The sequence below is a fragment of the Pontibacter toksunensis genome (genome assembly GCF_042686245.1).
GTDB lineage: Bacteria > Bacteroidota > Bacteroidia > Cytophagales > Hymenobacteraceae > Pontibacter > Pontibacter toksunensis.
Map to the genome: position 1 here is coordinate 24665 of NZ_JBHUOX010000008.1, position 13532 is coordinate 38196.

Sequence of the window (13532 nt, forward strand, 5' to 3'; positions counted from 1 at the left end):
GGCAACGGGAATGCTGCCACACGCAGGCTGTTAATTTTCTGTTACTGTTGCTGGGTAGTAGCACTTGCGCCGGTGGCGAACTGCTCAAACTTCTGCTTTTGCTCCTGGTATATTTCTGCGGGCATTGGTATATAACCAACCTCTTCAGCAAGCTCTGGGGCATTGTCGAGGTAGAAGTTTACAAACTCCACCACTTCAGGACGGTTAGCCGCTTTTGAGTTCACATAGATATAGAGCGGGCGGGAAAGCGGCGCATATGAGCCGTCTTTTACAGTTTCCAGTGACGGCAGGATAGCTCCCTGGCCGTTGCTGTCGTTCTCATCATCCACCGGCACGGCTTTCAGCTTGCCTTTGTTCTCATCATAATAAGCATATCCGAAAAAGCCAAGGGCATACGGGTCAGTAGAAACGCCCTGCACCAGCACGTTGTCGTCTTCGCTGGCCGTATAGTCACCGCGGCTGGCGTGGCTTTCACCTACAATGGCTTCTGTAAAGTAATCGTAAGTACCGGACTCCACACCGGCACCGTACAGGTGAATCTCCTGGTCAGGCCACTCCGGACGGATCTGGTTCCATCTTTTGATAGTGCCCTGTGCGGCAGGCTCCCAAATTTTCTTCAGTTCTGCTACTGTAATGTCGTTTACCCAATCGTTCTCCGGGTGTACTACTACTGTCAGACCATCATAGGCTACAGGCAGTTCTACAAAAGAGATGTTGTTTTCTGCAGCAAGCTTTTTTTCAGATTCATTTATGGTACGCGAAGCATCCACAATATCAATCTCGCCGCGGGAGAACTTTTTCATGCCACCGCCCGTGCCGGATACGCCAACCGTCACCCTCACGTCCGGGGACTCTGCGCGAAATTCCTCTGCTACAGCTTCTGTAATCGGGTAAACCGTTGAGGAGCCGTCTATCTGTATATCGCCGGCAAGACCGCCTTCTGCCCCTTCGCTGCCGCCGCCACAGGCGGTAAAGAGCAGGGCGCCTCCCAAAAGGAGTGTTGTGTTTATTTTGAAGAAATTTGTTCTGAAGTTCAACATATAATAAGGTGCTTTGGTTGGATTTGCTTTGGATGAATCAAATATATTGATATCGTATTGTTTTCGCTATACTGCAATGAATATGAAGTAGTTGTGTTTTATGACCCAAGTGCCGATTATTCTTTATTATCAGGCTCTTACAAGTATGCAAAGTTGTGACACTGGCAGGCAACCTGCACCTTTTGAAGTATTAAGGAATTGTTAAGTTTAAAAAAACCTACAGCGCCACCTCCAACTGTAGCCTGAACTGGTACACATCATCGCGGCGCTCTTGCTGCTGCAGGGTAACGTCGCTTTGCACCTTCAGGCTATGGCCTACAATGTACTTCGATACACCCAGCGTATACTGGTTTTCTGCTCTTAATTCAGTTACAGCAGTAGGGTCGTAGCTTGTATAGCGGCCTGCTACTTCCCAGTTTGTTTTAAACAGGTAGCCAGCCTGCAGGTTGATGGCATTGCCTGTTATGAAAGTCTCTTCTACATTTCCCTCCGCGTCTCTTCTTACCACAGGCCCGCCTTCAGTTTCTTCGCCTGAAGAATTACTCAGGGCCTCTTTGTTGGCATATTCTGCCATAACTGAGAACCCCCTGTACTTAAACATAGCATCAACAAACACAGTACTTAGGTCCCGCTGTTCGCTTAGGAAATCACCAAGTTGGCCTCCTGCGCGATTGGTGCCGTCGTTGTAGTCGTAAGATGCGGCTATAGACAGCTTTGGCTTTTCCTCTCTGTAAATGTCACTGCCCACATAATCTCCTTCGCCCTCAAACTCACCAAAGGGCAGTACTTCCACGCGTGCCGTGTAGTCATAGCCACCAACATTATCAGTTGTGATGTTGCGGCCTTCACCCATAGATATAGAGCCTATTTCGCGCAGTACCACCTGACCTACCTGGTGTGCATGGTGCAGTTGTATACCTTGGTCCCGGTCAATGTTAAAGCGGGAGTTTAGCAGGCTACGGTCTACAAACTGCAGCTTTTGAGAAGAGATAACGCGTTCACGGTTGCTCGGCAGCTTTGTCTGGCCTACCCATAGCTCAAAATTTGGGGCAAAATTCCATTTCGCTACCGCATCCAGTATAATGTTGTCGGCAAAGTTGAACTGGGGCTCAAGGTCGCTGCCAATGTCCCTGTTGCTAAGGCCAAGTTCAATTTTATACTCCAGTTTCGGGGTAAATGCGAATCCTTCGAATTTAAGGCGGGATCTACGGATAAGGAAGTTGTCTTCCCATTCTTCTGCAGCTGAGGTAGTGCTGCCTTCATAAAGGGTTTGAAATCTTAAGCTGAACTTCATGCTGAATGAAGAGTCGGCAGCCACTAGATAAATGCCCTTGCCAAATTTGCTTTTGATGATGCTTTGGCTCTTGGCGCTGTTGCCCCATAGAAGCAACGTAAGGAGCACTAGAATAGCTCCTTTGATTTTATACTGCATTTTTCTTTAATCTGGGTGAGAACAAAATCATAATTTAATCTGAAGATGACGGCTGGATTACTATAATCAGCAGCAGTACAAACTTCTTAAAGTTGCCGCAGCACAGTTAGTCAGGCTGTTGCTGCACTTCCTCTTAAATCACGCCACAAAATAACAGCTTTACTGTTACTGCTTCATTACCGCAATGTTACGCTAATGTTAAGCTTAACAAGAAGGAGAAAAAAAGTGGAATGCACCTAATTAAGCATATTTAAGGGATTTTATGTTAATAACTTCCCCTGCTGGCTTTTGCTGAAAAGAATAATAGTGCCGCTTTAACATTCAGGTAACCCACAGGTAAACTGCAGATAAAATTAAGATAACCGCCTCTTAACAAAAGCGCCCTAACCTTAACGGTATCGTAACTGCGCCTTAAAACTGCCTTAAAGTAGCCGCTGTACTTTTGCAGCGAGACTAATTAACAGTAAATCAATGAAATCAATATTCACAATCCTCACCATTCTCACAACTACTATATGTGGATTTGCCCAGCAGGGAACACTGAAGGGTAAAGTGAAAGACAAAACTACCGGCGAAGACATAATCGGAGCTGTAGTTTTCATAAAAGGCACTTCCAAAGGAACAACAACAGACTATGAGGGAAACTACACGCTGCCATTGGAGGCAGGTGCTCATACTTTGTCTGTAACCTTTCTTTCTTATAAGCCTTTTGAACAGGCAGTTCAGATAAATGCCGGACAGCCTACTACCTTAAATGTGCAGCTCGAGGAGAACAGCACCCAGATACAAACGGTGGAGATTGTTGGTACGCGCCACACAAACACAGAGGCAGCTGTATTGGAGACAATGCGCGAGAGTGAAGTGGTAGTTAGCGGTGTGGCAGGCGAGCAGATTGCCAAGTCCATGGACCGTGATGCTGCCGAAACAGTGAAACGCATACCGGGCGTTACCATTCTCAACGACCGCTACGTGGTTATCCGGGGCATGAACCAGCGCTACAACACAGTGCTGCTGAACGATGCCCTCACGCCGAGTACGGAGCCTGACCAAAAGGCTTTCTCTTTCGATATTCTGCCAACTAGTGTCATCGACCGCATCATGATCTACAAGAACGGATCGTCGGAACTTCCGGGTGAGTTTGGGGGTGGCGTTATTAAGATATACACAAAGAATGTGGTGGAAGAGAACAGCACCAGTATCGGTGTATCGGGCTCTTACCGCGTGGGTACCACGTTTAACTCTTTCCTGACAGACAGCAGAAGCAAAACAGACTTCCTTGGCTTTGATAACGGCAAGCGCAGTATACCGGGCGATGTACCAGCCAGCACAGGCGCCTCACAGGGAGAAATGCCTCAAAGAAGTCAGCTGTTTCCCAATAACTGGGCACCAAAGTCAAGTACTGCCATGCCAGACCTGCGTTTATCGCTTGGCCTGAACCGCCGCTTTGATGTAGGCTCGCTACGTGTCAGTACGGTTTCGGCTGCTTCTTATAGCAACACCCAATCTATAACAGAAGGAACAAGAAACAACTACGGAGCCTTTAACGAGGAGCTTGGCAGAAGCGAACACCAGCTAAGCTACAACGACAAAGTATACACGAATAACGTCCGCCTGGGTGTTATCAGCAACTGGTCGGTTAGGTTGAACAATAACAACAAAATCGAATTCAGAAACTTGTTTAACCAGTTAGGCAGCAACGAGGTGTTAGAGCGCGAGGGAGTAGATTATACGAACGGTGATCAGAGACAACGCAACTATTCTCTGCGTTACGATAGCCGCTCTATCTACTCCGGACAGCTGCAGGGCACCCACGACTTCAACGACAACAAGTCTACTGTCACCTGGACCGGGGGCTATAACTACACCAACCGCAACGAGCCGGACTACCGCCGCTTCCGTACCGCCGATGATGACGAAGATGGTGTGTACAGGTTGCTGTACCAGCCAATCCCGACACTGCGAGATGCCGGCCGTTTCTACTCCGACCTCAACGAGCATGGGGTAATGGCGAACGGGCAGATAGAGCACCGTTTCTCAAGTGCAGACTCTACCTCAGAAGATGCCCCGAAGATAAGGGTGGGTTTTTATGCAGAGCGCAAGAGCCGCGATTATGCTTCCCGTTTCTTCTCGTTTGCACCGTCCAACACGTCTATGTTTGACCAGAACATTCCGTTGCAGCCCATCGGAAGCATATTTTCACCGCAGAATATAAACAACACGACTGGCTGGAAGCTACTGGAAGACTCTAACCCGCAGAACAACTACAGTGCCTACAACACGTACCTCGCCGGGTATATCGGAGCAGCCACGCCGCTTCTGAGCAACCTGTCCTTTTCAGGAGGTGTGCGTGTAGAGTACAACAAACAGGAGCTGGAGTCTTTAGGCTTTGACGGAAGACCCCTGAACAAGGAGAATCCGGTGCTAAGTGTATTACCTTCTGCTAACTTCACCTATACCTTCACTCCCCGCGCCATGCTACGTGCCGGTGCCAGTGTAAGTGTAAACAGACCTGAGTTCAGGGAAATCGCCCCGGCCCCATACTTCGACTTTGTGAACCTGCTGGAAGTGGTAGGTAACCCGGAACTGGATGTGGCAACCATCTACAACGGCGATGTCCGCTACGAGTTCTACCCGAGCCCAACGGAAATAATTTCTATCGGAGGTTTCTACAAATACTTTAATAAGCCAATCGAGACTGTGTTCCAGAACACAAGCGGCGCGAACACCATCACCTTCGCGAATGCTAAAAACGCCTATAGCTACGGATTAGAAGCCGAAGTCAGAAAGTCGCTGCTGGATTTATCAGAGTCCCGGTTTGTACAGAACCTGACACTGGTGCTAAACGCTGCCCTGGTGCAGAGCGAGGTGGAGCTAACAGATGAGTACGCTTCTTACCAGGCTGGCAAGCGCCAGATGGTGGGCCAGTCTCCTTATGTAGTAAACACTGGCGTGTATTACCAGGATGATGAACGCCAATTCCAGTTCAACGTGCTTTACAACGTAATCGGTACGCGCATTTTCGCAGCCGGCAGCAACCTGCGCCAGACTGTTTACGAGATGCCACGCCACCAGATTGACCTGTCCCTGACGAAAGGCATAGGCGAGCATTTCGAGATTAAAGCGGGTATTCAGGACCTGTTGAACCAGAAGACGCGCCTGATGCAGGATTCTGATGGAGACGAAGAAATCACTTCTGTAGATGAGTCTTTCAGAGATTTCCGCAAAGGGCAGTATTCAACTATTGGGGTAACCTACAAATTCTAACAACCACAAAACAACACATAACCAATTAACCTATTTATGAAAAAGTTAGCAAACCTATTATTGGTCGCTTTTATCTCTGTGTCCTTCTTCGCCTGCGAAGATGAAGAACCTGTAAACCCGCCGATGACAGGCGAAGAGTTTGTTGCAGCACAGGAAAACGGCATGACTGTTATCTCTGGATCTACGGAAGAAGACTTCACCATGAAGGCTAATACAAAGTATATGTTAAGGGGCTTTGTTTTTGTGAAAGAAGGCGCTACCCTTACCATTGAGCCTGGCACGGTGATCATGGGCGAGAAGTCTACAAAAGGCACACTCATTATTGAGCGCGGTGGTATGATTATGGCGGAGGGTACTGCTGCCAAGCCTATTGTATTCACCTCTGCGCAGCCAGTTGGCTCACGTGCTGCCGGTGACTGGGGCGGTATTATTATCCTGGGTAAAGCACCTGTAAATCTCGGCGCTGGTGCCAAAATCGAAGGAGGTGTAGAAAAGGAGTATGGTGGCAGTGATGCTGCGGATAACTCCGGAACATTGAAGTATGTGCGTATCGAGTTTCCTGGCATCGCTTTCCAGCCAGATAACGAAATCAACGGCCTTACTTTAGGTGGTGTAGGCTCAGGTACTACTCTTGATTATATTCAGATTTCACACAGCGGCGACGACTCCTATGAGTGGTTCGGTGGTACAGTAAATGCAAAGCACCTCATCGCTTACAAAACGGTAGATGATATGTTCGATACGGATAACGGCTATACTGGTAAGCTGCAGTTCCTGGTGGGCATCTCTGACCCTAACGTCGCTGATGCGTCTGCCTCTAACGGATTTGAGTCTGACAACAACTCACAAGGCACTGGTGCTACCCCAATTACTGCTCCTACTTATTCTAATGTGAGCTTGTTTGGTCCACTGGGCACAGACCCTGCTGCTGCAGTTAATCCTAACTTTGGACGTGGGCTGCACATCCGCCGTAATAACAAAACGAAACTGTACAACTCTATTGTGGCAGGATGGCCGGTAGGTCAGCTGATGGATGATGCTGCTACGCAAACTAACGCCACTGCCGGTGAGATGATTATCCGGAACACTGTTATTGCTGGTGTGCCTGCAGGCAAAGCCTTTGCAACGGCAAAAGATGTTACGCTTGATCTGGCTGCCTGGTTCAACGAAGTCGATAAGAACAACATGGTAGTAAATGATGCTGCTACGCTGGGTCTTTCCGGTTCCTTTGCTCAGAACGGCAATCCTGAATTTACAACCGTGACTACTTCTGTGGAGCCCACCTTCACCGGCCTCGATAATAGCTTCTTTGAGACTGTAGATTACATAGGTGCTTTCGGCGCTACTGACTGGACTGCCGGCTGGACTAACTTCAACCCACAAAGCACAGCTTATTAAGACATCAGGATAACTGGTTGTACATGTATGGGTGAGAAACATCGTTACAATCAGAAGTAGAGCGGCTTAGTCTCCCGCCCTGCGCGAAGCCCGCCTCAAAGGCGGGCTTCTTTTTATGTATGGCAGGATTTTACCAAAAGCCTGAGCTGGTGTAAATGTGAGGTAGCCCTAAAGCAGGAAAAAAAGCTAACGCCTGAAGCGTAACGGTAACTATGGTTTCGTTACATTTCAGGCGTTTCTGACTTCATATATTTGAATCAGCTTAGCCTTCAGAAGCAGAGTGTTCGGTGAAAGTAGAAGTATTCTTCACAGCAATTGTTCTTACGAACCTCCACTCAGCCTGTGCTTCACTGTTTGAGAATGATGCCATAATATACCCTCTGTCTGATGCATTCAGGTAATGCAGATCATCAATGAGTATAGTAAGCGCCTGTTCCAGCCCACATATTGTCTCAGGATCATTGCCAAAAAGCGCCTCAAGGCCAGGAGATGTCACAGAAGAGGCTGCAAACTCTACCCCGGCCCTAGTGCCTGATACAGTTGTTAGATCTGAATGCCAGGCATTGTGTGTGTCTCCGGCCAATGAAATGAGCTTTTTCCCTGCTGCCGCCGCGTATACTATTTCCCGCTCCACAGGATAGCCATCCCAGGCATCGAGGTTGTAAGGCAGTACCGTTTCTATCCTGGCTCTCTCTGTAGCAGTCACAGTAGGGTCTCCCTGAAGAATCCTGACCTTGATGGTGACTAATTCTGTGACTGCCGAGGTAAACTGGGCAAACACCTCCGGGCTGGCGTTGCCTAAGGCAATCTGACCTATAATGAGGAGCAGTTCAGCAGGAACAAACATCTTGGCCATCAGCACCTGGCTTCCTAATACCTGCCATTTTGCTGAACTGGTACCCAGTGTAGACATCAGCCACGAGCGTTGCTCAGAACCTAAAATGGTTCGGTTCGGGTTTTGCCAGGCTGCCAGAAAGGCTGCAGCGTCTAGCCCGGTTGGTGTTATATAGTCTGTGTAGTACAGTTGCTTGTCTCTTCCAACGATTCGAGTATCCAGCATCATGAGGTTGACAAGGCTGGCAATTTCAAAGTTTCTGTAAATCTTAGCATTATCAGTAACCCGTGCAGGCAGATACTCATGCCATGCCTGTATAGCGTTTAGTTTTCTTGTCTCATAACTGCCTTCACCTGGCTGGTGGTTTAAGGCTCCATTTTCATAAGCATCGTTTGCAACTTCATGGTCGTCCCAAACACATATAAACGGCTTTAACTGGTGGAGTTTCTGCAATTGTTCGTCTCTTCTGTACTGCCGGTACCTGGCCCGATAGTCACTAAGCGTTATCGTTTCTCCTGCCGGATGGTGTAGTCTTCCCAGTGCAAGGGTCAACTCATTTGTGCCATAGCCACCAATCTCGTATTCATAGATATAGTCGCCTAAATGCACCACTACATCCGCATCTGATTCCGCCACTGCGCCATACACATTAAATAAGCCTGACTGATAGTTTGCACAGGATACCACCGCCATCTTCACCTCGCTGGCTTCCCCGGCAGCTGGCAGCGTTTTGGTTTCCCCTACAACTGAAATAGCCCTATTGCCTTCGCTTCTGAACCGGTAATAATATTTAGTGTTAGACGTGAGGTTGCTCACATCTACGTTTACCGTATTGTCGCTTGCTGTATCTATCTCCACAGACTGGCTGACCAGCACCTGTTTAAATTCCCTGTCCCTTGCTACATCGAGCATAAGTTCGGGTTTTCCCTTTTCATAAGCGGCAGGAGTATAGCGGGTCCATAAAATCACCCTATCCTGCGTCGGATCGAAACTGGCTACCCCCTCAGAAAAACCAAAGTCTTTACTTGGAATATAGTCATCAATAACCTCGCAACTGGTGAGTGCAGATGGCAACAAGGTTACGCCTGTTGCTGCAATAACAGAATTCCGGATAAAGTTTCTGCGGCTTAGCTTTTGTAGAAATTCCTGCTAATTCATGTGCGGCTTAGTAAGATTGTGTGAAAGATTATAATATAATAATGTGTAAAGAGTGAGGTTATAACGTTTTTAATATTTTATTAGGCTATGCTTATTATGGGAATACCATCTTTTTTTGAGTTAAGACATAAAGAAGCTGCAGGGTGCTCTTCTGCACACCGTGTACTTGTCCTTAAAGTCGTAGGACTTTGCTGTTCATGAGGACTTTATGAGAAGGTATGGGGGTAGATGTAATGTCGGGCGCAGCGGGTTTGAACTTCAGAGGATGCTGTTATAGCGAACTAAAATAATCCGGCAATAGAGAAAGGTGGTTTGTAGTGCAAACTATGCGCTACAAACCACCTTTCTTCATAAAAATATAGCTGTTGCGGCCTTCACTGCTGATGAGCGTGTACGGGGAGAAGCGCCGTATAATCTAAACACAGAGCGGTTCAGTTTCTCGCTCCGCAAAACTGCCTGCTTGAGAGCAGCCAGCTTTGTGCCCCAGCATCAGCCAGGCACAAAGACAGAGGTGTTTTAAGCCTGCATATCGCCTGGACTTTCTCAAAAAGCGCCGAAAAGAAAGTAAGCAAGAACTATTATAATGATTATACCAACGCATCCTATACCGGCACATCCGCCCCGGCCTCTTCCGCCGCCGCGCCCTCCGCCCATGCCACCCATTAGCTTGCGCAGCATGTACATTTTAAATAAACCCCTTAGCATATCCTGTAATTAAGTTAAACAACACAATGCCTCCCGTACCTGTTGCTGGTACAATGTGGTACAGCAGAATAAGAGGTACGCAGGTGCCAGAAGAGTGTTGGAGAGAAATATGAAAGTGTGTGAGAAGTCACAGCATCAGCTAAAACAAGAGAACCGGCCAGGGCCGGTTCTCTTGTTTTAGCTGATGGGTACTTTCCGCAGAATAGCCTCTATAAAATCTTTTGTTTTAATGCCGTCTGCCTCTGCCTCGTAGTTGAGTATAATGCGGTGGTTCATCACATCATGCGCTACTTCCTTTATGTCTTCCGGCAGCACATAATCCCGCTCATCAAAGTAGGCAACTGCCTTTGCCGCACGGTTCAGGGCTATACTGGCTCGTGGCGAAACGCCAAACTGGATGTAGGGTGCAAATTCGTTCAGGTCGTAGTCGGCAGGGCGGCGCGTGGCGAACACCAGTTCGATGATATACTTCTCCAGCGTTTCTGATATCTGTACCTGGTTCATCTCATTCCGGATAGAAAAGATATCCTCCTTCGACAGCACTTTAGACACCGTGTCTGAATAACTCATGTTGGCCATCCGGCGCATGATCTCCAGCTCGTCTTCTTTCTTCGGGTAATCGATGTAGACCTTCATCATAAAGCGGTCTACCTGTGCCTCGGGCAGGGGGTAAGTACCTTCGTGCTCTACAGGGTTTTGCGTGGCCAGCACCAGGAAAGGCAGGTCGAGCATATAAGTTGATTCGCCAATAGTTACCTGCTTCTCCTGCATTGCCTCCAGCAAGGCCGACTGTACCTTGGCTGGGGAGCGGTTTACCTCATCGGCCAGAATGAGGTTAGCGAATATCGGCCCCTTCTTTACCTCAAAAGCAGAGGCGTTCTGATTATAGATCATGGTCCCGATCAGATCAGAAGGCAACAGGTCGGGCGTGAACTGGATTCGCTGGAAATCAAGGTGAAGTGCCTTGGAAAGGGAGTTGATGGTTAATGTTTTTGCCAGACCAGGCACCCCCTCCAGCAAAATGTGCCCGCCGGTAAACAAGCCAATCAGGAGGCGGTTCACCATGTAAGTCTGGCCAACCACCACTTTACTCACCTCATGAAAAACCTGCTTTATTTTTTGCTGGTGTGCCTTCACTCTGTCCGGGTATATCAGTTCTTCTACTGGCATGTATAATCGTCTGTAAAACGCATAAATATAGTAATAATACGAGATTAATGAGAAGATATTGTGCTAACAAAAGCCTTCGGCCCGTGCAGCACCTGTTAGGTGGTTGCACGGGCCGAAGGCAGGAACCATTCGGTAGCCCATACAAAAAGCCCACCCTGCAGCTGCAGGGTGGGCTTTTTGTATGGTTTCTCAGGCAACTACTCCGATAGGTATAAATCCCCCTCAAAACCGTGCGCGCGCTGGTTTTTGAAGCGGGTGATGTCTGCCTGCATATTATCGTATATTTCCTGCACCTCTTCGTACTCCTGCGCCAATGGCTTGATGTGCTCACTCAGCATCTTGGCAGCCAGCGGGTAAAACTTAGCGTCGTCTGTGTTCTTCGCATTTACCTTAAAAGAGCTGACAGCGCTCTCCAGCTTTTTCATGGCAGCCGGGTACTTGCCTTTAAACTGCTGAATGGTATCGCGGAGTTTTTCCCGTATCATCAGGTACAAGTCCTCCTCAAAGGTCATTCCGAAGTCATCATCCTCTTCTTCGTCATCAAAATCGTTGCTGGCGAAATCGTCATCGTAGTCAAAATCTTCTTTCATGGCTGATAATAAGGTTCTGTTTTTAGTTAGGGTACGGGTTAAATTCTTCTTTGTGTCAGCTTGCACTGCTTTTTCAGGAAAAACTGTTTAGGTATTCCATGCTCCGGCGCAGGCAGAAGGCATAGCAGCTGCATAATTAATGTTTAGCCTTCTCTTTTGCAACAGCCTACGGTTCTCTTTTGAGCCGGTTTTGCTTTTTTAAGGGAGCGGATGATTCCATCCTGTTTAAGGGCAGAAACATCGTGTCAGGCGGGCCATCAAAATAGAGAGGCCGTTGCTGTTGCAACGGCCTCTCTATTTTATACTTTTTGCGAAGGATCAGGAAAACTTTCTCTCTATCAGGCGCAGCAGCTTGTTTACATGCTCCTGCTTTTTGCTCCAGTCATACTTGCCGGCCAAGTCGTGGGCTACATAGCGCTTCGCTTCCTCCGGGTTGTTGTACTCGTCCAGTGCTTTGATGGTGTGGTAGTAGGTCATGTTGTCGCCGTTAAAGAGCTCATTAATAAAGCTGAAGCGCTGGTTGATAGAGATAGAGTTCTTCAGCGACTCAATCTTCTGGTTGCTGTGCGAATCGGCCAGAGAGGCAGAGGGAGCCTTCCGGAAGTTGTCGTTCAGGGTCGGGCGTGCATTCTTTGGTGCCTCCTCTGTATCCTCATCTTCTTGTGGGCGGTAGGCAGAGCGTGTTGCCGGTGCTGCAGGTGCTGATGCCTCGCGCTGTGCCGTATGGATAGGCGACACGATTTCCCGTTCACGCACCGGAGCAGGCGGTGTAGGCATTGGAACCGGAGTAGCAGCTACAACTGGTGCTGGCTGGCCAGTCACTTCCTGCTCTGTTATAGGCAGCAGACTGCTGAATTTCTGCACTAGTTCGCTCAGCGGAGTGCGCTTGCCCTGGTTCGCGTTCACGTACAGCTTAAAGCGGCTCAGAATATACTCCCTGTCGCGGCTGCTGGAGGAGAGGGTTTCTACAAAACCGGCAAAAAGCGGCTTGTCGATGTCGATGTATTTCAGGTTCTCCTGCAGCTTAGGCAGCGCTATCTCCTCCTGTATGCGCAGGAACTTTTCCTCGAATGTTGTCACCGGGGCCAGTACTACAAGAAACGTGTCATAAATGGCCTTTTGCAGCAGAGGCTCAAAGGCGTTGCGTTTCATCAGGATTTTGCGGGAGAGCACATTCATAAAGTTCAGAAGCGCCTCTTTCACGTCTTCGTGCTCATAATCGAAGTAGGGGCTGCGCAGGTTGGCCATTTCCTGGTGCCACTTCAGCAGCAGTTCTTTTATCACAAACAAGTTAACCTGCTTTATGGGTGTAAAGGAAAGAAGCTGAGGACCATTCAAGGTGTCGTAGGTGGCAAAGTGGCGGTCGCAAAGCAGATTTGCCAGCTGTTTGCTGTAACGCTCTATGTGTAATTGATTATATTTGTCTTCCATGGGGTATGCTTTCTTCCGTAAAGTTATAAAATTATGCCGAAGTTGACGGTGCAAAACCTCGGGCAGCTTGAAGTAAAAGTTGCGCCGGGGCAAACGCTGCTGAAAGCCCTTCATGCCCAGGGCAACGACTGGATGCATGCCTGCGGGGGCAAAGGCCGCTGCACCACCTGCCGCATTATTGTGCTGCAGGGGCTGGAGCATTTCGGGCCACTGACGGAGGCGGAGATTCGCTACCGCAACAAGGGACGCCTGCAGGAGAACGAACGACTGACCTGCCAGAGTACATTAGAAAAGGGCGACGCCACCGGAAAAGTGCCTGAGCAAACCAAATTGCCACACCTGGTATATAGTTAGAAAGTTGGGGAGTTAGGAAGTTAGAGAAGGGGAGCAGCAATTTAGTCATTAAGCCATTCAACTATGTTGCCATTTAGTAGCCGCACCTTGGTGAGTGATTAGCACATTGGCACATTTAAAAATCAGCACATTATATACCATCACCACATTATAGT

The 13532-nt window shown here is 48.4% G+C and carries 10 protein-coding genes; 3 read left to right on the top strand and 7 right to left on the bottom strand.

The genetic code is table 11. The features are described from left to right. Positions 1-41: 41 nt before the first annotated feature. Both ACFS7Z_RS12065 and ACFS7Z_RS12070 read right to left on the bottom strand, forming a co-directional pair. Positions 42-1040, bottom strand: a complete 999-nt coding sequence (locus ACFS7Z_RS12065) for a PstS family phosphate ABC transporter substrate-binding protein (RefSeq protein ID WP_377484821.1) — start codon at positions 1038-1040, stop codon at positions 42-44. Between the two features lie 217 nt (positions 1041-1257). After that, on the bottom strand, positions 1258-2472 hold the full coding sequence (locus ACFS7Z_RS12070) for a porin (protein WP_377484823.1): 1215 nt from the start codon (positions 2470-2472) through the stop codon (positions 1258-1260). A gap of 471 nt (positions 2473-2943) precedes the next feature. On the opposite strand from ACFS7Z_RS12070, the gene ACFS7Z_RS12075 reads away from it, so the two are divergent. Further along, positions 2944-5736, top strand: a complete 2793-nt coding sequence (locus tag ACFS7Z_RS12075) for a TonB-dependent receptor (RefSeq protein WP_377484825.1) — start codon at positions 2944-2946, stop codon at positions 5734-5736. A 36-nt stretch (positions 5737-5772) separates the two neighbouring features. Beyond that, a complete protein-coding gene (locus tag ACFS7Z_RS12080; RefSeq protein ID WP_377484827.1) occupies positions 5773-7134 on the top strand; it encodes a T9SS C-terminal target domain-containing protein in 1362 nt (453 codons plus the stop codon). A 262-nt stretch (positions 7135-7396) separates the two neighbouring features. On the opposite strand, the gene ACFS7Z_RS12085 is transcribed toward ACFS7Z_RS12080, so the two are convergent. The 5 genes from ACFS7Z_RS12085 to ACFS7Z_RS12105 all read right to left on the bottom strand — a co-directional run bounded on the left by ACFS7Z_RS12085 (position 7397) and on the right by ACFS7Z_RS12105 (position 13023). After that, entirely contained in the window at positions 7397-9046 is a 1650-nt protein-coding gene (locus ACFS7Z_RS12085) for an alkaline phosphatase D family protein (RefSeq protein WP_377484829.1), read from the bottom strand. 624 nt (positions 9047-9670) lie between these two features. Beyond that, the gene (locus ACFS7Z_RS12090) at positions 9671-9832 is read right to left on the bottom strand and encodes a hypothetical protein (RefSeq protein ID WP_377484830.1); all 162 of its coding nucleotides are present in this window, start codon (positions 9830-9832) and stop codon (positions 9671-9673) included. 177 nt (positions 9833-10009) lie between these two features. Next, positions 10010-11002, bottom strand: coding sequence for an AAA family ATPase (locus tag ACFS7Z_RS12095; protein ID WP_377484832.1), 993 nt, complete (start codon positions 11000-11002; stop codon positions 10010-10012). A gap of 197 nt (positions 11003-11199) precedes the next feature. Next, on the bottom strand, positions 11200-11592 hold the full coding sequence (locus ACFS7Z_RS12100; RefSeq protein WP_377484834.1) for a hypothetical protein: 393 nt from the start codon (positions 11590-11592) through the stop codon (positions 11200-11202). A 318-nt stretch (positions 11593-11910) separates the two neighbouring features. Then, positions 11911-13023, bottom strand: a complete 1113-nt coding sequence (locus ACFS7Z_RS12105; protein WP_377484836.1) for a hypothetical protein — start codon at positions 13021-13023, stop codon at positions 11911-11913. A gap of 33 nt (positions 13024-13056) precedes the next feature. Here ACFS7Z_RS12105 and ACFS7Z_RS12110 point away from each other — a divergent pair, with 33 nt between their 5' ends. Beyond that, the gene (locus ACFS7Z_RS12110; RefSeq protein WP_377484838.1) at positions 13057-13377 is read left to right on the top strand and encodes a 2Fe-2S iron-sulfur cluster-binding protein; all 321 of its coding nucleotides are present in this window, start codon (positions 13057-13059) and stop codon (positions 13375-13377) included. Positions 13378-13532 lie beyond the last annotated feature (155 nt).

What these genes read in the sequence shown, in the direction of transcription:
- ACFS7Z_RS12065 (WP_377484821.1), bottom strand. Translation starts at nt 1,040, where the DNA reads ATGTTGAACTTCAGAACAAATTTCTTCAAAATAAACACAACACTCCTT.
- ACFS7Z_RS12070 (WP_377484823.1), bottom strand. Translation starts at nt 2,472, where the DNA reads ATGCAGTATAAAATCAAAGGAGCTATTCTAGTGCTCCTTACGTTGCTT.
- ACFS7Z_RS12075 (WP_377484825.1), top strand. Translation starts at nt 2,944, where the DNA reads ATGAAATCAATATTCACAATCCTCACCATTCTCACAACTACTATATGT.
- ACFS7Z_RS12080 (WP_377484827.1), top strand. Translation starts at nt 5,773, where the DNA reads ATGAAAAAGTTAGCAAACCTATTATTGGTCGCTTTTATCTCTGTGTCC.
- ACFS7Z_RS12090 (WP_377484830.1), bottom strand. Translation starts at nt 9,832, where the DNA reads ATGCTAAGGGGTTTATTTAAAATGTACATGCTGCGCAAGCTAATGGGT.
- ACFS7Z_RS12095 (WP_377484832.1), bottom strand. Translation starts at nt 11,002, where the DNA reads ATGCCAGTAGAAGAACTGATATACCCGGACAGAGTGAAGGCACACCAG.
- ACFS7Z_RS12100 (WP_377484834.1), bottom strand. Translation starts at nt 11,592, where the DNA reads ATGAAAGAAGATTTTGACTACGATGACGATTTCGCCAGCAACGATTTT.
- ACFS7Z_RS12105 (WP_377484836.1), bottom strand. Translation starts at nt 13,023, where the DNA reads ATGGAAGACAAATATAATCAATTACACATAGAGCGTTACAGCAAACAG.
- ACFS7Z_RS12110 (WP_377484838.1), top strand. Translation starts at nt 13,057, where the DNA reads ATGCCGAAGTTGACGGTGCAAAACCTCGGGCAGCTTGAAGTAAAAGTT.